This window comes from Streptomyces sp. NA02950, from assembly GCF_013364155.1.
In the GTDB taxonomy this organism is placed as follows: domain Bacteria; phylum Actinomycetota; class Actinomycetes; order Streptomycetales; family Streptomycetaceae; genus Streptomyces.
In genome coordinates, this window is the sequence record NZ_CP054917.1 from 132,134 (window position 1) to 151,949 (window position 19,816).

The window sequence follows — 19,816 nt, forward strand, 5'->3', positions numbered from 1 at the left end:
GAGGCGGGCCCCGGTCGGGTGGTAGGACACCCAACCGGGGTTCTTGCATGTCAGGCGGTAGGACGCCTGGAGTGTGGCCGGGAAGTTTGACCCCGTCACGGGTACAAACTTACGCTCCACTCGGGGCCCGGTCAATACGGTTCCGGAAGCTGGCGTTACGAAGAGGAGGGCCGACGGCCACGCCCGGGCCGATTCGCGATCCAGGCGTCGATCGTCGACTGCAACCATGCCGGCGAACGGTTGAACTGCTCGTCGGGAAGCGGGAGATCCTGCGGTCGCACGGTGAGCCCATCCGCGATCCGCTTGCGGGTGCGCTTCAGATACATCCGTACCGTCTCGCTCGTCACGCCGATCTTGGCGGCCACCGCTTCGGTGTCGAGCAACGGATTCCCATCCGACACGTCCACTCCTTGTCCCCTTGGTGGGGTCAAAGGTATCGAACGCGTCGACTCGAGCACCGCAGCAGGCATCGCCACAACCAGCACCTCCCCTCAGTGCGACCAGAGAAAATGTACCCTTGACGGGGACAATATTAGGGCGTTTCATGTGGCTGTCTAGCCCCTCCGAGGTGGTTGGTGTCTGACAAGGACTGACCGTCTCGGCGCTGTCAGCGACTGCACCGACGAAAGTGAGGAGGCCGATGCTGGCCCCCCGATCCGCGCACTCCCCGGCGCTCGAGGACGTGTCCACGACGCCGGCACGCCCTGCGGTTCCCGAGGGAGCCCAGTGAGCGGCGCGGCTTTGGTGTGGGCGATGCGTCACAAGAAGTGGTGCGAATCCACTGGTGAGTTGGCCGTGCTGATGGCCATCGCCGATCACATGAACAAGGACCTGAAGAACTCGCATGCGAGCCAGGCGACGCTCGCTGAGGAGACGTTCATGTCGGCGCGCTCCGTGGGCACGCACATGCGGAATCTCGCCAAGCGTGGCGTGATCGTGCCAGGTGATCCCGAAGCCGTCGAGCACATTCGCCCGGATCGCCGTCCCCCGGTGTGGGATTTCCCTGCTGACCTGCCCAAAGAGCCCCCGGCGACTGGCAATGAATTCCACCCGGGCGGGAGACCTGCGGAGGCTGACCAGAAGGGACGGGTGGCAAGAGGTTCCACCCGAGGTTCCACCCGCGAGCGGGGCACGGGTGGAAAATCGGCGCAGCCACGGGTGGAAACAGTTGCCGACGAACCTGGAAGTACTGAACCTGGGGAAAGCGTCGTCGGTGACGGCCGTAGGCCACCCACCGGTAGTAGAGGGCCTGCCGGGCGCGGCGAGGCCGCGTCGAGAAGCGAGGCACCGACGAGGAAGCTTGCAGTGGCCGACCTCCGCCAGGTGGTAGAGGGAATCCCCGCTCCACTGACCGCTCAGCTGCAGAGCGAGTTCCCTCGAGGTCTGCCGTCCTCGGTGAATGAGGCCGTAGCCAAGGCGGTCGTCGACGAGCAACGGACCGTCGACCAGGTCGTCGAGCGAGTAGAGCGGCGCTGGCTGCTCTGGTCGTACGAGAACGACGCCGTCGCCGAGTCCGGTCGCGGGCTCGACCGGCCCCTTGGTGTCCTGTTGGCGCTGCTCGGCGCCTCGGCCTGCTGGGGCAACAACGCGCGGTGCGAGGACGGCATCGACATCGACACCGGCACCGAGTGCCCACGGTGCGCCGAGGTCCGGGAGGACAAGGCCGCCGAGCGGGCTGCCCAGGAGATCCCCGTAGTTGGCGGCGGATACAGCGTCCCCTTCCAGGCGCCGAGAGACGCCGAGCCCAGCCCGTACGTGCACTGCCGTGGCTCCGGCTGCGGCGTGAAGATGTGGCCCAGCGAAGACGGCCTGTGCCGCGAATGCCGCGAATACGCGAGTGTGTGACAGCTGGCGGATCAGGGCGCTTCGCCGCCAACTCGGGCCTGATGACTGGAACATGAAGCGGGAGCCTCCCTTCCGAGAGTGGTGATCAACACCGTGTGCCTGCGTCGTGACACGCGGGAAGGTGGACAGGGGCGGGCAGCGGAAGTGACCACCCCATGTCCCCCCGGCGCGGCCGGGACCGGCGTGCCAGACTCGGCAGGAAGGGGACGCGGCGTCGGCCGCGGCGAAGGAGGGCACGGGATGTACGAGGATCGGCCGGCCTGGGCACAGCGGATGGAGGCCGAGCGGAAGGCCCGCGGCTGGTCGCCGCTGGACGCGGCCCGCGCGATGATCGCGCATTCGGCCGATCCGATGCCCGACGACAAGACCGTGGCTCGCCAGTGGCGCCGGTGGGAGGCGGGCGAAGTCGAGCCCCGTGACCGCAAGGAACTGATCGCGAAGGTGTTCGGGACGACGACGCACGCGTTCTTCCCTGTGCCGTCGAAGCGGGACGGCCGTGCCGAGGTCCTGGCCGTGTCCGGGATGGACACCGTGGACATCGTCTCGAGGCTGCGGTCCAGCGACCTGGACCAGGCCACCATGGACGCGCTGGCCATCACCGTGGACCGGTTGTGCTCGGAGTACGCCTACATGCCCGGTGACCAGCTGCTTGCCGAAGGTCGGGCGTGGCTGACGCGGGTCGTCGGCATGCGTTCGCAGCGCCTGACGCTCACCCAGCACCGGGAGGTCCTGGTCCTGGCCGGCATGCTGACCCTGCTCGTCGGTTGTGTGGAGTACGACTCGGGCGGGCGCCAGGGTCGCCTGGCTGCCGAGGGGACGCGGCAGGCCGCGCTCGCCCTGGGCCGCGAGGCCGGGCACGCGCCGATCGTTGGCTGGGGCCACGAGATGCAGGCGTGGTTCGCCCTGACGCGGGGCGACATGAAGGGTGTCATCGCCGCTTCGGACGAGGGCATCGCCGCAGCGCCGAGTGATAGCGTCGCCGTCCAGCTCTGGGCCCAGAAGGCCAAGGCGTGGGCTCGTCTCGGTGACCGTCGTCAGGTCGAGGTGGCCCTCGACTCCGGCCGGCGCCTGCTCGAGGGCATGGCGTACCCGACCAACCCGGAGAACCACTTCACGGTCGACCCGGCCAAGTGGGACTTCTACGCGATGGACTGCTACCGCAAGCTCGGCGAGGACGCCCTCGCCGAGAACCTGGCCCGCGAGGTCCTGCGCGTCGGGGTCGACTACGACGGCACCGACCGCTCCCCCATGCGCAATGCCGAAGCCCGGGTCACCCTCGGCGTCGTCGCCGCCCGCCAGGGCGCCGTCGACGAGGCCGTCTCGTACGGGATGAAGGCCCTCGGTGGCGAGCGGAAGTCCTTGCCTTCCCTGGCCATGGTCGCGGACGACCTCGGTGGAGTCCTCGCCCGCGACCATCGGGAGCAGCCCGAGGCCCGCGAGTTCCTCGACCATCTGCAGGTGCTCCGCAGCGCCTGAGTCCTCAACCGTCCCCGCGTACGGGCCGCCCGCAGGGCGGCCCGTTTCATGTGCCGGCGTACGGCTAGTCGGGCCTACTGACGCCACGTCAAAATCGCGTGGCCCCTTCGAAGCTGAATTCATGCTGGTCCCCGTGCAGGTGGAGCAGGGTTTATGGAGTGCTTAATTCAGCTTCTGTAATCGGGGAGTTCGGGGAGAGCGGGTGCTGTACCGGTGGTGTACCGGCGGCGTACCGGTGGGCCGCGTAAGCTGCAATTACCGGGCTGATTTGGGAGTTGAGTTCGCGATGGGGACGACCGTGCGTCGGTGGACCGGCCACGAGGCGACTGTGCTGCGCGACGTGCTGCGGTTGTCCATTCGCCGTTACGCCGACCGCCTTGGAGTCAGCCCCAGCATGGTGATGGAGTGGAAGAACCGCGGTACGAGCCTGGTCCCGGTACCGGAGACGCAGCAGATCCTGGACACAGCTCTGGCTCAGTGTGAGCCGCACGAGCGGGAGGCGTTCTTCGCCGCGCTCGAGGCGGCGCCGGGGGCCGCGCCTGGTTCCGCCGCGGGTGCCCTGCCGGCGGGGATGGCTCGGCTGGAGCCTGCAGTGGAGGTTGTGGAGAGTCAGCAGCGGTGGCGTGAGGTGCGGCAGTACCTGAATGGGAATCGCGAGACGCTGTCACGGGCGGCGGCCGAGTTGTACGACCCTGCTCTGCGTATCAGTGGGACGCCGATGTTGATGGCGCCGGCCTGGAAGGCGGCCGAGCCTGTTCCGCTGGATCAGGTGGAGTTGGTGTGGACGGACGACGTGCCGGAGGTCCTGGTGACCGGCAGCGAGCCGGAGGCCGTGGCGACGCATCCGTTGCGGGCTCCGGGGGTGCGGTTCGATCGGTACACGCTGGCGATCCGGTACATCTCGGCACCGACGCTGTTCGAGAACCGGCCCAGCTACCGGCTGACGGACGTGAACTGGACGCCGGGGGCGGGCCGGTTGACGTTCGGGTTGGCCTCGTACTTCGACAAGGTCGACTTGTGCGAGGCGGTCGGGCACGAGTTCGCTGCGGCCTACATGGAGCACCAGGAGCAGGGCGGTGGTGACCGCCTTGCGTGGGGTGGGCTGCCGTTGCGCCGTCTGGTGGATGACCCGTTCGACCCAGGGTTGCGTGCTGTGACGCCGGCGATCACGACTCTGTTGATCCGGCGGCGGCGTGATGGGTCGGCGACGTTCTTGTTGCACTGGCGGGATCCGGCGAAGGTAGTGACCGCAGGTGGGTTGTACGACGCGGTGCCGGCGGGAGAGTTCCAGCCGGGCAGTGTGATGTCCGCGCAGTCTCCTCAGGATTTCGACCTGTGGCGGAACATCGTGCGGGAGCTGAACGAGGAGTTGTTGGGGGCGCCCGAGTTCGATGGATCCGGCGGCCCCCTGCAGTACGAGCGGTGGCCGTTGTGGCGGACGCTCGAGCGGGCTCGCGTTGAGGGGCGTGTTCGGGCCTTCGCCTTCGGGGTGGGGGTGGATCCGCTGACACTGGCGGTCGCCATCCCGAGCGCCCTGGTCATCGACGATGAGCTGTTCGACCAGCTCTTCGGGGACATCGCTGCGGAGAACGCCGAGGGCGTCACGGTGACTCACTGGAATGGCCAGGACGTGCGGGGCGGCATCCCCTTCACTCATCAAAATGTCACACAATTCATCAACAACGAACCGATGGCCCCTCCCGGAGCGGCGTGTTTGGCCCTAGCGTGGGAGCACCGGGACCTTTTGCTGTCCCGTAGGACCGATCCGTCCCGTCGTCCGAGGAGCCGACCCTGACCAGCGTGGTGTCACCTTCCGAGAGCCAGCAGCAGTGGCGCAGCGTCCGCGAGTACCTCAACGAGAACCGGTTCGCCTTGACGCAGCGTGCCGTGCGCGCCTTCCCGGACGACTTGCGGGTGGCCGGTACTCCCCTGCTGGCGCGGCCGGCCTGGCTTCCGGCGGCTCCGGTCCCGCTGGCGGATGTGCGGCTGGACTGGCGGGGCGACGGCGCGCTGGCACCGATCACCGGTGGCGAGCCGGAGCTCGGCCACATCCTGCCCCGGCAGGACGGCGGGGCGCCGGTGCACTCGTACGCCGCGGCCGTCGAGGCGCTCGCCCGGCCCAGGTTGTTCGAGAACAGGTCGTGCTACCGGCTGCTTGCCGCCGATGCCGCCGGCGAGGCCCCTGTCTTGGGGTTCGGCCGCGGTCAGTACTTCGACGTGATCAACATCTGTGAGGCGTCGGCCCACGAGTACGCTGCGGCTGCGCTCGCCGCCCCGGGTGACAGTTCGCCTCCGGCGTCTCAGATGCCGTTCCGTGCGGCTGTCGGCGATCCCACGGACCTCGCCCGGCGCCCCGTGATGGCCGCGATCAGCACGCTCGCCATTCGACACGACCGCAAGACCGGCGAGGCCGAGTTCATCCTGCACTGGCGCGACCCGGCGAAGGTGGCGACCGGGGGGAACCTTCACCAGGTGATGCCGGTGGGGATGTTCCAGCCGTCCCACGATGCGCCATGGAATGAGACGAACGACTTCGGGCTGTGGCAATCGATCGTGAGGGAGCTGAGCGAGGAACTCCTCGGCAGTAGCGAGGAGTACGGCAGCGACAAGGCGCCGATCGACTATGCGGCCTGGCCGTTCAACGCTGCTCTGCAGGAAGCCCGCGACGCCGGTAGGCTGCACGTTTGCTGGCTGGGGCTCGGCATCGACCCCCTCACCTACGTCTGCGACATGCTCACCGTCGCGGTGTTCGACGCGGACCTCTTCGACACCGCCTTCCCCCGACTCACTGCGACCAACGACGAAGGTCACCTGGTCACCGTCGAGGACAGCACCGGCCGTTCCGTCGGCATCCCCTTCCGCGCCGATCACGTGGAGAGGCTGACCACCCAGGAGCAGATGCAGCCGGCCGGAGCCGCGCTTCTTCGCCTGGCCTGGGAGCACCGGTCCGCACTGCTCGCCTCTCCAGAGTGAGGTCCGTCTGCCGCGTGGAGTGATTGCGCCGCATGCACCAGGTATGACGGAGGCCCGCGGCCCTGCGGCTGAGCAGGGGGCGGGCCTCCGTCATGCGGCGGGTCAGGTGAACGTGACGGTCATGGCGCAGCTGGTGATGGTCTTGCCGGCTTCTTCGTGGGCTGTCTTGTGCGCCGTGTCGTCGACGGTGTCGCAGACGAGGCGGCCGTCGGAGGTGTGGGTCCAGCCGCATGAGGGGTCGCCCCACTTTTCGGTGACGATGTCGATGACGGCCTGCTCGGTGGGTCCGTGAGGGGTGTAGCCCTCGCTGGTCTCGCTGGTGCCGCACAGATCACAGACGGCGATGAAGCAGGCGACCGGGCGTGTAGCCATCAGGCATTACTCCTGTTCGTCTCCCACAGGTCCCGGTAGGGGCTCTCGCCGCAGGTGCGTTGTGCCTCGGCGCATGCCTGCTCGAATGCGGAGCGGACGGCGGCTTCGTCGGTGCCGCGGGCGGTGGCTTCGGTGAGCGCGCTGGTGCCGGGCCGGTGCTCGACGCGGTGGTGCGCGGGCTGGTCGGTGTAGGTGTCGGGCTCGAAGTCCCAGGCCCACATCCAGCCTTCGAAGTCGCTGAGGAATGTGCGCAGTTCCCGGCCGTCCGGCGTCCAGGACCTCGGGCCCATGGAGAACACCTGCTGCCGTTGCGCCTCTGTGCGCCGTACGGTCGAGAGTCCGCCGGGGCCGTGCTGCTGCCAGCGCTGCCGAGGCCAGTCCTCCACGGTGGCGGGCCGGCCGCGGTCCTGCGCCCACTGGGCTACGACATGCTCGGCGTGCTCTCGGTGCTCGAAGGGCACGGCCCGGGCCGTGGAGATGGTGGTGCCACCGAGCAGGGCGACGTACACCATGGGTTCGTTGTCTGGGCGGGTCACAGTGGCGTGTTCCCAGACGTGGCCGTCGAGTTGGTCGGCGTCGCCGGGGTTGACGGTCAGGGCGCCCTTCTCGCCACGCTCGATCTTGCGGACCTCGACGGTGCCACCGCCCTCAAGGTGGACGTGGTCGCCGACCTTGAAGTCGTCGGCAGGAAGGCGGAGTTCGGGCATGTGTGGATCCTCTCAGGCTGGCTGACGGGTGGTGGTCAGCGGCGGCGGAAGAGTCGGCTGGCGCCGACCAGGACGGTGGTGCAGGTCCCGATGACGAACAGCCAGCCGACGCAGCCGTCTTCGGCGGCGTGCATTTCGGCGTGTTCCTCGCACGTCTCGCACTCTTCGTTGGCGGCGCCGAAGCCCAGCCAGTTGCCGCTGTGGAGTTCGGCGTGCCACTCGCACACCTCACACGGTTCCCTCACGTCGCCCCCTGGCCGGTTCGGAGGCGGTCGACCGCCGGATCACTCAGGGTGGTGAGGGCGCGGGTGATTTCAACGGCGTCGGTCGTGCCGGCGGTGGCGGGGGCGTACTGCCACTTGTATGCCTGGAGGTCGGCGGTCGCCGCGCCGTGCCGGGTGAAGACGACCCACTCGGTGGTGAGCGGGTAGGCCAGGGCGTGGCCGGGGAGGATGTCGCGGCAGTACTCCTCGAGCGCGGCCCGGGCGGCGTTGGTGTCGCCGGTCAGCGCGATGAGGTGGTCGCTGCCGTGGACGTCCTGGCTCCAGGCGACCAGGACGCCGTGGTGTTCGGCGTCCATCGCGTCCCGGTCGGGTTGGAAGGCGTGGACGTCGCACGGGAGCAGGAGGTATTCGCCGTTTTCGCGGGCGCCGGCGACGAGGTAGCCGTCGCCGCCGCAGCTGAAGCAGTCCTCGGTGTGCTGCGGGAGGGCCTCGTTGTCGGCGGGGACGGGTTCGTCGTGCTCGTTGAGTTGGGTCTTCAGGTAGGTGGTGGTCACGGCGCTCCTTGCGGCGTGAGGTCTTCGGACCGTGTTGGTGGGGCCGGGAACCAACCCCATTTAAACCCTATACGTAAGCAATAGATTAGAGCGGGCGGGGCAGCCGCACAACGGCACGATCCCCCGCCCGCCGGATCCGGCCATCAAGGCGCCAGGGGGCGGGGGCACTGGATCCATTCGTCCGGGGCGCGGTGGAGCGGTGCCAGGGCGCGCAGCACGGAGGAGATCCCCCTGCCGTCGGTCCAGTTCCACTTGATGCCCCGCGGCATGGGGGTGTGCGTGATCGGGTCGACGCGCACTTCCCGGGGGTCGTGGACGCCGGTGCCAGGGACGACGTAGTGCCGGTACACCACGGCCCACCGCTCGTGGGGCGAGTTGCCGACGACGACGTAGTAGTCGTTGGGAAGGCGCAGCAGGGCCACGGTCCAGCCGTCGGGTGCGTTGGTCGGGTAGGTGACGCGGATGCCGAGGGCGGCGACGGTCGGGATGGTGGGCAGCGGGCCGCGCAGCTTCAGCGCGTCGGTGCGGCGGGGCATGGTCATGTCCTCCTCGGCGTGGCGGTTTCCGTCCACCACACATTACAACGATACGTTGTAAAGTTGGGAGGGTTTTCGGATCTTCATCGACCTGTTCGCGCCGGAAAGACCACCGCACGGTGCCGTAAATCGCCGAGGCGTTCGACGGGCGACTTCGGTACGACCTCGCTCCCGGCGACAGCCTGTGGGGAGCCTGCGCCCTCCGCTACCCTCGAAGTAGAAGGCCGTACGAGGAGGATGCGATGAGCGGCGGCGAGTGGACCATCGACGGGATCGCCCACGCCCTCAGCGTGCCCGAACAGCGCATGAAGTTCCTGCGCGACATAAACATGACCCCCCTCACCGAGCTGCCCGCAGTCCTTGACCGCTGGGTACGTCACGTGACGGCGCTCGAGGCCGCCCGGCCCCGCATCGAAGCACTTCGTGGACAGTTCCAGGAGACGGGCCAGCTGCCGGCGGAGTTCGAGGAGACCGAGGAGTCGGTGGCCGCGTTCGACGAGCTGCGTGAGCGCACGCTGGCCGCGACGCCGGAGCGCGGCGCCGCGTGAGCGAGTGGCGTTTCCTCCGTACGCCCCACACCATCGACCAGATCGCCGGCCTTCCCGTTGAAGCCCGGCTTCCCGCTCTCGAGCTGATCGACGCGCTGGAGACCGACCCGTACGCCATCACCGCGCCCTACGGCGAGGATGACGGCCTGACCCGGGCCGCCTCCTTCAGCGACTGGGGGACGATGGTGATCCTGTGCAATCCGATCACCAAGCGGATCACGCTGCTCGCCGTCGTCTGGACTGGCTGAGCAGCCGACGGGCGCCTCGGGAGCAGTTCCTGTCTCAGCCCGGCGCCCGCCGGGTGGCCAGTCCCTCGAACGGGTCGAACCCCAGCTCCTCGATCTTGCGCTGGCGGGTGGACTCCTTGGGCCGCCACTCTTCGCTGGCGGGGTAGATCAGGCCCAGGCCGGCCGCCGGGGGCGCGAGCTGGTAGTCGGCCTTGGGGCAGCCGCCCGCGTGCGGGCATTCCTCGAGCGCCCGGTTGCACATGGCGCATAGAAGGCCCCTGACCAGGCCCGTTTCGTGGTCGTGGTCGACCGCGGCGCCCGGGTAGTGGCCGCACAGATGGCAGTCGGAGCCGATCGTGTCGACGAGCGCGGCGCGCAGCCTGCGGATGGAGGCCGTACGCGCGGGCGGCGGCGGCCACAGGTGCAGCGTCATGTAGTGGCCGGCGACGCAGCGGTCGCGGCGGACGATGGTGCCGGGGTCGGTGCCCGGGCCGGTCGGGCGTACGGTCCAGGCGGTGTCGGCGGAGCCCCAGATGATCTCGCCGTCGTCGCGTCCCCCGGTCCACTTCCGCGGGCCGTCTCCCGTCTCGACCCACGTGCAGCGCTGCCGGTGGCTCCAGACGTCGACGGCATCGGCGTCGGCGTCGCAGCAGAGCACGCGGCCGGCGCGGACGAGGTGGTGACGGCCGTCGTCGCCGGGGACGGCGAGCGCCCGGCCGGGCGGCCCGGGCGGAGGCGCCGGCAGGCGGCAGGGGCGGTCCGCGGAGTCGATGACGAGCTGCTCGACGAACGGCAGCCCGCGGAAGGACCAGCGCCACAGCAGCTTCGCGCGCCGGTAGGGGGACAGGTCGTCCAGGTTGGGCATGGGGGGATCGTGCCGTACGGCACTGACACCCGGTCCGAGACCGCCCGGGGCCGGGCGGGGGCGCCGCCCGGCCCGGCCTCGCTGGGGCTGCTCAGTACGAGGCGAATCCGAAGAACAGCCAGCCGCGGTGCTCGAGCGGTCCGCCGCCCTCGACGGGTATCTCGAGCTCCCCACCGATCACGTAGTCGGTGCGGGGGTGCCTCTTGTAGACGCCCTGGATGTAGACGCCTTGGGTGCTGGGCACCTGGCTCTCCCCCTCACGGAGGACCCCGGCCTGCTCCAGGGCCGCGGTCGCGGCCTCCTTCGTGGTCTTGAATCCGCGGCCGTGGTTGGCTCGTTCGGGGATGGTGACGCGGACGGTGCGGCGGTCGGTGTGGACGGGGATGGCGCCTGCGGGGCCCCACTTGTCGGCGAGTTCGTCGTCCGACTCGCTGAGCTTGGCTGCCAGCTTCTCGGCCTCGTTCAGCGTCATCGGCGTCTCGGTGACGACCTTGTATTCGTCCTTCTCGGCGATGGTGCCGGTGTATCCGCCGTGGCCGCTTTCGTACTCGGCGTGCTCGACGGCGTCGCGGAAGGCTTGCTTGACGTCGGTTCCGTCGTGGTAGGCGGTGAAGTACTCGGCGCCCATTCGATCCCCCTCTTTCGCAGTGTTCCCTACCTCCCAACTATACAACGTAGCGCCGTAAAGTCCGAGCGGGTTGGGGGGTCAATTGCCGTTGCCATCAGGGGTTTTGCCGCCGTAGCGTCGTGCCCGTAGCCGCCGCTCCGCGGAGCGGTTGGAAGTAGGCCCAGGGTTCCCGCCGGACGGCGGGACCCTGGGCCCGCGCCTCGTGCGGCAGAGGCGAATCTCCCGGTTTCCCCTCCCCCGGCGATCTTCGAGTGCGATTCTGCGCGGATGAGACGTTTACCTGGGGTGGGGATCGTCGCAGCCGGCGCGGTGGCGGCGATGGTGGTGATGTCCGGCTGTTCCGACGGCGGCACGAGCGAGGCCGGGAAGGCGGGGACGGCGTCCGCGGCGGGCACGGCCGCGGCGTCCAGCAGCCCGCCGGCCGCGGCGACGCCGGAGGAGAAGTTCAACGAACTGGTGCAAGGCACCAGCTACTACTTCGAGGGGCAGGGCACCGGGTCGTCCGCGGACGCGATGAAGCGGTACTGCGACCTCCTCGGCGAGAAGGAGCTCGACGGCGTCCCGCCGGCGCAGTGGCTGGCGGAGAGGGAGCTGACCAAGCAGGACGGGGAGACGGTCCTCGAGGAGGGAGTCACCGAGTTCTGCCCGGCGCAGGCCAAGACGCTGAAGGCGGCCGTGGAGGGCACGTACGAGCGGTGGTTCGCCGACGGCACGTACGAGGTGGGCTCGGGGGCCGGGCAGATGCCGGCGGGCGCGTACCGCACGACCGGGGCGCTGCGCGAGTGCTACTGGGAGCGCACATCGCGGTCGGGGAAGGTGCTCGACAACGCGTTCGCGACGTCGGCGCAGGAGGTGCGGGTGACGGTGCGGTCCGGGGACGGGCAGTTCACGACGCGCAGCTGCGGGTCGTGGCAGCCGGTGAAGTAGCGGTCCACACGCACCGGGGCCCCGCCGCGCCGCGGGAGGCGCTGCGGGGCCCCGGGCCTTCGCGGCTCACGCGAAGGTGTTGTAGAAGTGGCTGGCAATGTCCGAGAGGTAGTCGGCGGCGTCCTGCCGGGCGTCCGCGTCGGTGATGTCCTTCAGCGGGAACTTGTCCGGGCTGTGCGGGTGCGGGTGCGGGGTCAGGCCGTCACCGGTGCACATCACCGTGCCGGTCAGGAGGTAGTCGCCGACGTGCAGGCCGGTGAGCCGGTAGCCGCTGGTGTCGCCCGGCCTGCCGAGGCTGATGGTGACCGCCAGCCGGTCGGGCTGGCCGAAGTAGCCGGGCATCACGTGGATGGTGTCGTCGTCGAAGGTGTACAGGGCGTGGCCCAGGTCCTTGAAGTAGCTGATCCGGGCGGTGGTGCCGTCGGCGAAGGTGACGCTGGTCAGCATGGTCGTTCCCCTTGTGGTCGGTGGTTCTCGCTACCCCCACACCTTACAACGCAGAGTTGTAAGGTGTGAAGTCGGTTCGCCGATCTTCCTCGCGCCAACACCCCTCCGTGACACCGGAGTTGGCGGCTCAGGCCATGAGGAGCTTGTCGTTGTCGAACGGGCGGGTGAAGTCGTCGTCGGGGTGGGTGCCGACATGCCCGTGAGGGCCACCCCACTCGTTGCCGCGGTGGGTGCCGCGCCTGTTGAGGCGGCGTATGCAGGTGTAGCCGTCGGTACTCATGAGCCCGCACTGGCCCTCGGGGGCGAGCGGGTTGCGGAAGGGCTCCTGGGGGCGCGCCGGGGTGATGCCGGCGTCCGCGAGGGCCTGGAGGTACTCCCCGACGGCCTCGCCGGTCAGTTCGGCGGAACGGTCCTGTTCGAGCTGGGTCAGGACGGCGGTGCCGGGCCCGGAGCAGTCGCTGCTGCGGGCGTCGCGGACCGTACCGCAGGAGGACCAGCCAGAGCCGATGGTGACGGTGGCACCGCAGTCGCGGCAGGTGCCCTCGAAGGCCAGCGCGTGGTCGAGGGTCGGGCGGGGGACCTGCTTCCAGGTGAGGGTGTGGCCGCGGTCGGCGACCTGGGTGTTCATGTCCTGCTTGGCGAGGGTCCACCAGCGCTGCGCCATCTCCGTCTCCCGCTCTCGTCGACGACCCCGGAGGGATGACCACCCCTCAACCATACAACGCATCATTGTATGGTGTGAAGGGGTTCGCCCATCTTCCTCAGTGGCGCGCCCGCCGTAACGGCCGGCGCGGGCCGCTCCGAGGTCATCGCCGGGTGATGTGCACGTGGTGCGGCAGACCCCAGTGCAGGGCCAGCGCGACCACCGCCTGGTCGACGGTCCTGGTCGGCTTCACCGACTGCCCCGTGGACGAGGTGATCTTGCAGCCGATGTAGCCGGTGTGCGCCCAGCACCGCTGGACCAGGCCGCCGACGCCGTGCGCGGGGAAGGTCACCCGGTCGGTGAAGTCCTGCACCTCGCCGTACGGTTCGACGAGGGCCTCGGTGGGCGGCAGTTCGAGGGTGGCGACGACGCCGCAGCGCCCGGGCCGCACCGTGAAGCCGACGGCCTCGAGGCGGCGGGTCCACTCGGCCTTGTTGGCGGCGTGTTCATCGATCCGCTTGCGGGACTGGTCGCACCGGCCGGCGTGGTGGTGGATGGCGCCGATGGTGTGCGGCGTCTCGTTCGGCGCGTACAGCGGCCGGCCGGGGGCGTCCTCGAGGGCGAGGCGGGCGAGGCGCTGCAGGTACATCTTCGGCCGGACGCCCTCCTCGGCCGGCAGGAGCAGCGCCTGCCCTCCTTCGCCCGCCGGGGCCTGTCCCCCGGCGGGCACGGAGTCGGTCATCGGTCGGTCCCGTCCGCCGGGGCGGCGGTGAGCAGCTGGAGGGCCTGCTTGGCCGACAAGTGGCCCATCTGGGCGCAGACTTCGGCCCGGATCCGGTCGGCTTCCTCGGTGAAGCCGTGCTCGGCGAGGAGGTCGGCGGCGTGGCTGCCGTGCATGCCGCGGCGCTGCGCCATCGCCGCGCGGATCAGCGCGACGGGGTCCTTGGGCGCCTCGTCGCCGGACGCAGCGGAGGTCCTCGCGGTACGGCGGCGAGCGCGGGCGGGTGCCTTCTCCCAGGCGGGCTGGCACTGCTCGACGTGCCCGGTGGCCTTGTCGCCGTTGTCCCTCTTGGCGAAGTGGTTCTCCCAGAAGGTGACCCGGGCGCGGGCCGAGCCGATCTTGTCGTAGGGGCCTTCGTACGCGGTGAACACGCTTCCGTCCGCGTAGGACTTGATGATGACTGCGCGGTAGACCTTGGCGTCCGGTGCCATGCCGATGTCGCGTGCCACTTGTCAGGTGCTCCTTCCCGAGGGGCGGTTGCTGTCGCGCCGCATGTCGCGGCCGGTGATGACGGAGAGCTTGTGACGGCCGCAGCCCTGGCAGTGGGTGACGCCGACGAAGGAGTCCCAGAGGGGGTCGGCGGTCAGCAGCCAGGCCGGGTCGCTGGAGAAGCCGGGCCTCCAGAAGGCGCCGCAGACGCACTGCCGCCGCATCGCGGGCGGCGGGCCGGTGCGGCGGCGCCGGAAGGGGATCACGTTGTCCGGGAGGTCGTCGTCGGCCATGTCAGGTCACCTGCTGGGCTTGGGCGTAGAGCCTGGTGGCCGTGGTGGCGGCGTCCTGGAGCTGGGAGAGGATCTCGTCCCGGTCGCCGTCGAGGATGCTGCGGATCGTCTGCTGGCCGACCGCGCAGCCGTCGTTGTACGCCTGGCTGTCGTAGTCGGGTCCGGCGTCCAGCCACTCGCGGATGGCGGGCTCGACGACCTTCAGGTTGTGCTCGGGACTGCCGTCGAGGCGGTACTGGACGAGGATCTTGCGGACGCACTCCATCGCCCACTCGTAGCCGCGCTCCCAGCGGCCGTTGACGGCGTCGGGGCGGAGCGCCTGGTAGAGCGCGGCAAAGATCTGCTCGGCGGTGAAGGCGGACACGGTCAGCTCCAGGCGGGGTGGGTGGGGAGGAAGGTGGTGTTCATAACGTCGTCGGGCAGGCCGAAGTGGACGGCGAGCGCCTCGACGCCGTGCGCCAGTTCCGTCACGGACCGCAGGACCTCGCCGTCGAGGGTGAGCACGTCGTAGTTGGCGCTGGCGTGGGTGGGGACCAGGCGCAGCAGGCCCCCGAGTCCATGTGCGGGGAAGGTCACCTTGCGGGTGAACTCCTCGACCGGTCCGTGGCGTTCGACGACGGCCTCGGTGGGCGGCAGGTCGCAGGTGGCGATGAGTCCGCAGCGGCGGGCGGGGCGCACCGTGAAGCCGACCGCCTTCAGGCGGCGGGTCCAGTCGGCAGCCAGCTCGGCGTGCTCACGGACGCGCCGCTCCGACTGGTCGCAGCGGCCGGTGTGGTACGGGAGAAGAACGATGTTCTTCGGGTCGCTGCCGGTGCCGTACAGCGGGTGCCCGGGCGCGCCGTCGAAGGCGTGGTCGGCCAGCCGCATGCGGTAGTGCTGGGTGTTGCCGGCCTGCGGCGGGAGCACCAGCACCGGGACGGTCTTGGCCGGGGAGTTGGGAACTTCGGTCACTTCGGTCGCTCCTTGCGAGGGGCGCCGACCGTGGCACTGGTCGGCGCCCGTGGCGGGCTCAGGACGGGGCGGGCGCGGTGCGTCGGCTTGGGGTGAACATCCGGCGCAGGCGGCGCCTGCTGCGGCGGGTGTCGTCGCCTCCGCCGCCCTTCCACCACGTCCAGGCCAGCAGCAGGGTCAGGGCGGTGGACATGCCGGTCAGGGGGAGGTTGCCGAGGCGGAGCGCTCCGACGGCGGCGCAGAGGGTGCCGAGAGCCTCGAGACCCGCCGCGCGGTGGGTGGCGAGGCGGCCGGAGAAGAACCCGGCCAGGCCGCACATGGCGAAGGCGAAACCGCTGGCGAGCACAGGGTCCATGTCGGTTCCCCGGCTCAGACGTCGCGGCCGTGCAGGCGCATGTGGTCGACGAAGTCCGCTCCCTCGAGGCCCTTGAGGCGCCGGTCGCAGACCCCGCAGCGCATCCCGGGCAGCAGCCGCAGCGACTTGGCCCACTCCCGTCCGGCGGAGGCCCACGCGATGGCGTGGAGCACCAGCAGCCGGTTGTCCGCGTCGAGCTTGGACAGGTGGGGGAAGTCGGCCCCGAGTTCCGGGGCGGCCAGGGCCCGGGCGATCGTCAGGATCTGGAACTCGGCGTCGGTGCCGATGAGCTGGTACCGCTGGGAGGACGTGCCGGGCCAGTCGACGCGGGCCTGGCCGGAGTCCGTGTCGCGGCTGATGAGGCCCATCCGGTCGAGTTCCTCCAGCCAGTGGCCGCTCTCGGCGAGCAGCCAGACGGCGGCCTCCTCCCTCGTGTTGGGGTGCGCGGTGGCGGCGAGCTGCTGGGCGAGGCGGTCATTGCTCATGAGGGTCAAGGTGTTCTCCGTGGGTTCGGGTCGGCGGGTGTGCGGTGTCCTGGCGTCCGCCCGGCGCGGGGCGCACGCCAGGACACCGGGGTTGTCGGGGCTGTGGGTCAGGCGGCGGCCGGGGCCGCGTCGCCTTCGGGGCTGTGGTCGGCGCAGACCAGGGACAGGGGCTCGCCGTCCTTGGGGAGGTTCAGCTCGATCTCCTCGGCCTTGCCGCACAGCAGGCAGTCGAGGGTCACCGTGCGCACCATGCGCATGACCCGGACCTGGGTGGCGCTGGGCAGGTTCAGCGGCTCCTGGCAGCCCATCAGCGTGAGGGTGGCCAGGGTCAGTTCGGCGGAGAGTGGTGTCTCCTCGGTCTCGACCACGGTCAGCGCGGTGGTCGGGGCCTCGGGGAAGGCGAAGATGTCGCCGGGGCGCAGCTCGCGGGCGTGGACGGGCCGGGTGAAGGAGACGGAGACGACGGTGCTCATGGGGCGGGGTGCCTTCTGTCGGGGCGGGATGAGAGGGGGCGTCAGTCGGTGGCGGTCTCGTCGCGGATGAGGCGGCGCAGCGCGGCCTTGCCGAGGGCCCGGACGCGGCGGTGCAGGTAGCGCTTGCCGCCGTCGACGCGGGTCTCGTCGCGGTAGCGGTGGGGTCCGGCGGCGCCGTTGCCGAGGCTGACGCCGAGGCTGCGGGGCTTGCGACGGGACATTCGGGCCTCTTCCTGTTCGGGTGGGTACGGGTCCGACACTAGCTCTAAACCCAATACGTAAGCAACGGGCTTAGCGGTCAGGGTGGTGGGGTGCGGCGGAGGCGTTCCGGGGCGTCCGGGTGATTGCCGGGCAATCACCGCGCCCGGTCGGCCGGCGCGCCCGGGCCAGGTCGCCGATCTACGCTGAAGGTGCTGCTGGAGGTTCGTGTGCCGCCCTTCGATCTGCCCGTCCCGCTGGCCCTGGCCCGCGCGGTCGACGCCGTCCCGGAAGGGCCGCACCTTGCTCTGGAACCGAAGTGGGACGGCTGGAGATGCCAGGTGTGGACCGGCGGCGCTCGGGTGTGGAGCCGGCACGGCACGGACCTCTCGCGTGCGTTCTCCGACGTCGCAGCCGCCGCGCGGGCGCTGCCGGACGCGGTCCTGGACGGCGAGCTGGTCGCGGTGCTCGACGACGGCAGCGGGGTCGCCTTCGACCGGCTGCAGAGCCGGTCCGCCGGCCGCGGTCCCCGGCGCGGGGCGGACTTCACCGTGCACGTCGCCCTCTTCGACGTCCTGGCGGTCGGCGACGTCGACACCCGGCCGCTGCCGTACGCGCGGCGGCGCGCCGAACTGCTGCGGCTCCTCGAGGGCGGTCCGGACACCCTGCGGCCCGTGCCGTCCACCGGGGACATGCGCGAAGCGCTGGCCTGGGTCGGCGCGCTGTCCGGCGTGGAGGGCCTGGTGGCGAAGCCGAGCGGCCGGTACGCCGAGGGGCTGCGCTCGGGCTGGCTGAAGTGGCGCCGCAGGCACACCACGGAGGCCGTCGTGATCGGGGTGACCGCCACGGCGCCGGCCGCGCAGGCCCTGGTGCTGGGCCGGCCGAGCGGCGGGCGGATGCGGGCCGTCGGGGTGAGCCTTCCCCTGCCCCAGCCGCTGCGCCTGGCCGTGGCGCCGCGGCTGCACCCGGCCGGCGGGATGCGTGAACTGCCGGGCACGGTGGGCGGGTTGCCCGGCGCGGACCCGGTGCGCTACCGGCCGGTGGCGCCGGAGGTGGTGGTGGAGATCGAGGTCGACCAGGAGCGGCTGGAGTTCGGCCGCTACCGGCACCGCCCGCGCGTACGGCGCGTCAGGGGGGACCTGACGCCCGGTCTGCTCGACGAGGCCCCGTAGGGCAACAAGGAGGGGCCCACCGCTCGAGCAGTGGACCCCCCAATGGTGCGGCTCCGGGACTCTTGTCTACCCGGCCCCCGCTCCGCTCGCTCCCACCCGGGACCTTCGCGGAGCGGCTCTTTATGAGGCCACCCGTCGCCCGTCGGCGGCGGTTCCAGCTAGCCAGCGCGCGTTCTGGCCGCGTGGGAGCGGAAGGAATCGAACCTCCCTCGTTGCCGCGTGAGCGGCACGGTGTTTCCGAACTCCCGTGCAAGGGGCCGCTGGTGCGGTTCCCTACGAACACAACCATACAACGTCTCATTGTATTGATGTCAGTATTTTCGGAGGCGGACCGCGAAGTCCGCCCCGGCAGCGGACGTGCGGAAGGGCCCGCCTCGCGAGCGGCGGGCCCTTCATGGAGCGGTCCGGGACTCTTACCCGGCCCCCAGCCCCGTCCCCCTCCATCCGGAGGTACGAGGGGGTCCGGCTCTCGATGAGTCCGCTCCCCCGCCCCGCGGTACCCGGGGCGACACCAAGACAATACAACGGTTCATTGTATGGAGTCCAGGGGGTTTTACCGGTCCGGATCGAATCCGGCAGGCACGGTCAGCCAGCCCGGCGCCTCGGCCAAGGCCGCGTCGTGCCCCACTGTGTACGCGCCGTCCGGGGTGACGCACCCGGCGGCCGGGACGTACGAGCCGGTGCAGCGGACCTCCACGTGCCAGGCGAGCGGGCCGGGCGCGGCCGGCGGGCAGGCGTCGTCCGGGTGGGCGAAGTAGTACTGCATCCGCCCGCCGGGACCGTCCACGCTGTACGTCTCGCACGGCAGCCGCGCTCTCCACTCCTCGAGGAGCACCGCCAGGACGTCCGTACCGCCATGGACGCCGGGCAGCCGGTACGGCTCCGGGGGCTGTTCCCCCGCGCCGGCCGGGACCAGGTCCAGCACGAGCAGCCCGGAGGCGCACGGCACGATGCCGACGTTGAACGGGCCGGAGTCCCAGCAGCGCACGATCCGCCAGGTGTTGGTGGTGGCCCGCTCGGCCCAGTCCCGTACGGCCGGCTCGGTGGTGCCCGGGCGCAGCGGGAAGACGTGCCAGCCCCGGGCAGCCGCGGCGAGCGCGACCGCCTTCAAGTCCTTCTGCTGGCGGCGGTCGTGCCGCCGGGAGGCGAGTTCGTCCATGATCCCGGTGTCCGTCGCTGGTCAGTGGTGGGCTTCGTCCCAGGCGCCGCGGCGTTCGGCTGCGGTGGGCAGGTCGCCGCGGCGTTCGGTGAAGGCGGGCGGCATCTCGTCATCGAGGGCGTTGCCGACGATGACGTTGCGGTCCATGAAGTCGAAGGGCTCACGGCCGTCGATCTCCAGCCACAGCGCCGTACGGGCGAGGTCGACGGCGACCGGGTCGATGTCGACGCCGAAGATGCACTCGCGCATCACCACCGGCAGGGCGTACTTCATGTGCACCGCCGGGGCCGGGGAAATACCGGAGACCCGCTCGGCGAGGCGGCCGGCGATGAGGCGGGCCGCCTCGATGAGGAACACCCCGGCACCGCACGCCGGGTCGATGGAGAGGACCTGCAGGAGGTTCCCGGGGTCCGGGTGCTGCGCGAGGCGGTCCAGCTGCGGTCCGATGGACAGGCGGCACATCGCCTCGGCCACCTCGGGCGGGGTGTACCAGGAGCCGAGGGTGGCGCGGACGCCGAGGCCCTTCTTGTTCACCGTGACGGTGCCGT

The 19,816-nt window shown here is 70.5% G+C and carries 29 protein-coding genes; 8 read left to right on the plus strand and 21 right to left on the minus strand.

Annotation, left to right across the window (positions count from 1 at the left end):
* Positions 1 to 155: 155 nt before the first annotated feature.
* Positions 156 to 401: a MarR family transcriptional regulator gene (locus HUT19_RS42085; protein WP_176188268.1), complete on the minus strand. Its 246-nt coding sequence runs from the start codon at positions 399 to 401 to the stop codon at positions 156 to 158.
* 325 nt (positions 402 to 726) lie between these two features.
* On the opposite strand from HUT19_RS42085, the gene HUT19_RS42090 reads away from it, so the two are divergent.
* The 4 genes from HUT19_RS42090 to HUT19_RS42105 all read left to right on the plus strand — a co-directional run bounded on the left by HUT19_RS42090 (position 727) and on the right by HUT19_RS42105 (position 6,294).
* Positions 727 to 1,845 carry a winged helix-turn-helix domain-containing protein gene (locus tag HUT19_RS42090; RefSeq protein ID WP_176188270.1) on the plus strand — a complete coding sequence of 373 codons (1,119 nt, stop codon included), beginning with the start codon at positions 727 to 729 and terminating at the stop codon, positions 1,843 to 1,845.
* 240 nt (positions 1,846 to 2,085) lie between these two features.
* The gene (locus HUT19_RS42095; RefSeq protein ID WP_176188272.1) at positions 2,086 to 3,321 is read left to right on the plus strand and encodes an XRE family transcriptional regulator; all 1,236 of its coding nucleotides are present in this window, start codon (positions 2,086 to 2,088) and stop codon (positions 3,319 to 3,321) included.
* Between the two features lie 328 nt (positions 3,322 to 3,649).
* Positions 3,650 to 5,116, plus strand: coding sequence for an XRE family transcriptional regulator (locus tag HUT19_RS42100; RefSeq protein WP_176188274.1), 1,467 nt, complete (start codon positions 3,650 to 3,652; stop codon positions 5,114 to 5,116).
* Positions 5,117 to 5,121: 5 nt separating this feature from the next.
* Positions 5,122 to 6,294 carry a transcriptional regulator gene (locus tag HUT19_RS42105; protein WP_176188276.1) on the plus strand — a complete coding sequence of 391 codons (1,173 nt, stop codon included), beginning with the start codon at positions 5,122 to 5,124 and terminating at the stop codon, positions 6,292 to 6,294.
* 102 nt (positions 6,295 to 6,396) lie between these two features.
* Here the strand turns inward: HUT19_RS42105 and HUT19_RS42110 are convergent, their stop codons facing one another.
* The 5 genes from HUT19_RS42110 to HUT19_RS42130 form a co-directional block, all read right to left on the minus strand.
* A complete protein-coding gene (locus HUT19_RS42110; RefSeq protein ID WP_176188278.1) occupies positions 6,397 to 6,666 on the minus strand; it encodes a hypothetical protein in 270 nt (89 codons plus the stop codon).
* Complete coding sequence (locus HUT19_RS42115; protein ID WP_176188280.1) at positions 6,666 to 7,373, minus strand: hypothetical protein; 708 nt, start codon at positions 7,371 to 7,373, stop codon at positions 6,666 to 6,668. Before HUT19_RS42115 ends, HUT19_RS42110 begins: the two co-directional genes overlap by 1 nt.
* Positions 7,374 to 7,408: 35 nt before the next feature.
* Positions 7,409 to 7,618 carry a hypothetical protein gene (locus HUT19_RS42120; RefSeq protein ID WP_176188282.1) on the minus strand — a complete coding sequence of 70 codons (210 nt, stop codon included), beginning with the start codon at positions 7,616 to 7,618 and terminating at the stop codon, positions 7,409 to 7,411.
* The gene (locus tag HUT19_RS42125) at positions 7,615 to 8,151 is read right to left on the minus strand and encodes a hypothetical protein (RefSeq protein WP_176188284.1); all 537 of its coding nucleotides are present in this window, start codon (positions 8,149 to 8,151) and stop codon (positions 7,615 to 7,617) included. Before HUT19_RS42125 ends, HUT19_RS42120 begins: the two co-directional genes overlap by 4 nt.
* A gap of 143 nt (positions 8,152 to 8,294) precedes the next feature.
* Entirely contained in the window at positions 8,295 to 8,726 is a 432-nt protein-coding gene (locus HUT19_RS42130; RefSeq protein ID WP_176188286.1) for a hypothetical protein, read from the minus strand.
* A gap of 203 nt (positions 8,727 to 8,929) precedes the next feature.
* Here HUT19_RS42130 and HUT19_RS42135 point away from each other — a divergent pair, with 203 nt between their 5' ends.
* Positions 8,930 to 9,235: a hypothetical protein gene (locus tag HUT19_RS42135; protein WP_176188288.1), complete on the plus strand. Its 306-nt coding sequence runs from the start codon at positions 8,930 to 8,932 to the stop codon at positions 9,233 to 9,235.
* Positions 9,232 to 9,483, plus strand: a complete 252-nt coding sequence (locus tag HUT19_RS42140) for a hypothetical protein (RefSeq protein ID WP_176188290.1) — start codon at positions 9,232 to 9,234, stop codon at positions 9,481 to 9,483. Before HUT19_RS42135 ends, HUT19_RS42140 begins: the two co-directional genes overlap by 4 nt.
* A gap of 34 nt (positions 9,484 to 9,517) precedes the next feature.
* On the opposite strand, the gene HUT19_RS42145 is transcribed toward HUT19_RS42140, so the two are convergent.
* A complete protein-coding gene (locus HUT19_RS42145) occupies positions 9,518 to 10,327 on the minus strand; it encodes an endonuclease domain-containing protein (protein WP_176188292.1) in 810 nt (269 codons plus the stop codon).
* A gap of 91 nt (positions 10,328 to 10,418) precedes the next feature.
* Positions 10,419 to 10,955, minus strand: a complete 537-nt coding sequence (locus HUT19_RS42150; protein ID WP_176188294.1) for a hypothetical protein — start codon at positions 10,953 to 10,955, stop codon at positions 10,419 to 10,421.
* Positions 10,956 to 11,222: 267 nt separating this feature from the next.
* Here HUT19_RS42150 and HUT19_RS42155 point away from each other — a divergent pair, with 267 nt between their 5' ends.
* Positions 11,223 to 11,882, plus strand: a complete 660-nt coding sequence (locus tag HUT19_RS42155) for a hypothetical protein (RefSeq protein WP_176188296.1) — start codon at positions 11,223 to 11,225, stop codon at positions 11,880 to 11,882.
* A 66-nt stretch (positions 11,883 to 11,948) separates the two neighbouring features.
* Here the strand turns inward: HUT19_RS42155 and HUT19_RS42160 are convergent, their stop codons facing one another.
* The 11 genes from HUT19_RS42160 to HUT19_RS42210 all read right to left on the minus strand — a co-directional run bounded on the left by HUT19_RS42160 (position 11,949) and on the right by HUT19_RS42210 (position 16,960).
* Positions 11,949 to 12,329, minus strand: a complete 381-nt coding sequence (locus HUT19_RS42160; protein WP_176188298.1) for a hypothetical protein — start codon at positions 12,327 to 12,329, stop codon at positions 11,949 to 11,951.
* Positions 12,330 to 12,456: 127 nt separating this feature from the next.
* Positions 12,457 to 12,993, minus strand: a complete 537-nt coding sequence (locus tag HUT19_RS42165) for a hypothetical protein (RefSeq protein ID WP_176188300.1) — start codon at positions 12,991 to 12,993, stop codon at positions 12,457 to 12,459.
* Positions 12,994 to 13,135: 142 nt separating this feature from the next.
* Positions 13,136 to 13,714: a hypothetical protein gene (locus HUT19_RS42170; protein WP_176188302.1), complete on the minus strand. Its 579-nt coding sequence runs from the start codon at positions 13,712 to 13,714 to the stop codon at positions 13,136 to 13,138.
* Positions 13,711 to 14,202 (minus strand): hypothetical protein, encoded by a 492-nt coding sequence (locus HUT19_RS42175; protein ID WP_176188304.1) that lies wholly within the window; start codon positions 14,200 to 14,202, stop codon positions 13,711 to 13,713. The genes HUT19_RS42170 and HUT19_RS42175 overlap by 4 nt, the downstream gene beginning before the upstream one ends.
* Before the next feature lie 3 nt (positions 14,203 to 14,205).
* On the minus strand, positions 14,206 to 14,475 hold the full coding sequence (locus HUT19_RS42180; protein ID WP_176188306.1) for a hypothetical protein: 270 nt from the start codon (positions 14,473 to 14,475) through the stop codon (positions 14,206 to 14,208).
* Between the two features lies 1 nt (position 14,476).
* A complete protein-coding gene (locus HUT19_RS42185; protein ID WP_176188308.1) occupies positions 14,477 to 14,839 on the minus strand; it encodes a hypothetical protein in 363 nt (120 codons plus the stop codon).
* Positions 14,840 to 14,841: 2 nt separating this feature from the next.
* A complete protein-coding gene (locus HUT19_RS42190) occupies positions 14,842 to 15,426 on the minus strand; it encodes a hypothetical protein (RefSeq protein ID WP_176188310.1) in 585 nt (194 codons plus the stop codon).
* Positions 15,427 to 15,484: 58 nt separating this feature from the next.
* Positions 15,485 to 15,781 (minus strand): hypothetical protein, encoded by a 297-nt coding sequence (locus HUT19_RS42195; RefSeq protein WP_176188312.1) that lies wholly within the window; start codon positions 15,779 to 15,781, stop codon positions 15,485 to 15,487.
* Between the two features lie 14 nt (positions 15,782 to 15,795).
* Positions 15,796 to 16,266, minus strand: a complete 471-nt coding sequence (locus tag HUT19_RS42200; protein WP_176188314.1) for a hypothetical protein — start codon at positions 16,264 to 16,266, stop codon at positions 15,796 to 15,798.
* Between the two features lie 107 nt (positions 16,267 to 16,373).
* Complete coding sequence (locus HUT19_RS42205) at positions 16,374 to 16,739, minus strand: hypothetical protein (RefSeq protein WP_176188316.1); 366 nt, start codon at positions 16,737 to 16,739, stop codon at positions 16,374 to 16,376.
* A 41-nt stretch (positions 16,740 to 16,780) separates the two neighbouring features.
* The gene (locus HUT19_RS42210; RefSeq protein WP_176188318.1) at positions 16,781 to 16,960 is read right to left on the minus strand and encodes a hypothetical protein; all 180 of its coding nucleotides are present in this window, start codon (positions 16,958 to 16,960) and stop codon (positions 16,781 to 16,783) included.
* 189 nt (positions 16,961 to 17,149) lie between these two features.
* On the opposite strand from HUT19_RS42210, the gene HUT19_RS42215 reads away from it, so the two are divergent.
* A complete protein-coding gene (locus HUT19_RS42215) occupies positions 17,150 to 18,109 on the plus strand; it encodes an ATP-dependent DNA ligase (protein ID WP_176188320.1) in 960 nt (319 codons plus the stop codon).
* A gap of 553 nt (positions 18,110 to 18,662) precedes the next feature.
* On the opposite strand, the gene HUT19_RS42220 is transcribed toward HUT19_RS42215, so the two are convergent.
* Both HUT19_RS42220 and HUT19_RS42225 read right to left on the minus strand, forming a co-directional pair.
* On the minus strand, positions 18,663 to 19,268 hold the full coding sequence (locus HUT19_RS42220; RefSeq protein ID WP_176188322.1) for a bifunctional DNA primase/polymerase: 606 nt from the start codon (positions 19,266 to 19,268) through the stop codon (positions 18,663 to 18,665).
* Positions 19,269 to 19,289: 21 nt separating this feature from the next.
* The coding region (locus tag HUT19_RS42225) for an N-6 DNA methylase (RefSeq protein WP_217712405.1) at positions 19,290 to 19,816 on the minus strand (527 nt) is incomplete at its 5' end.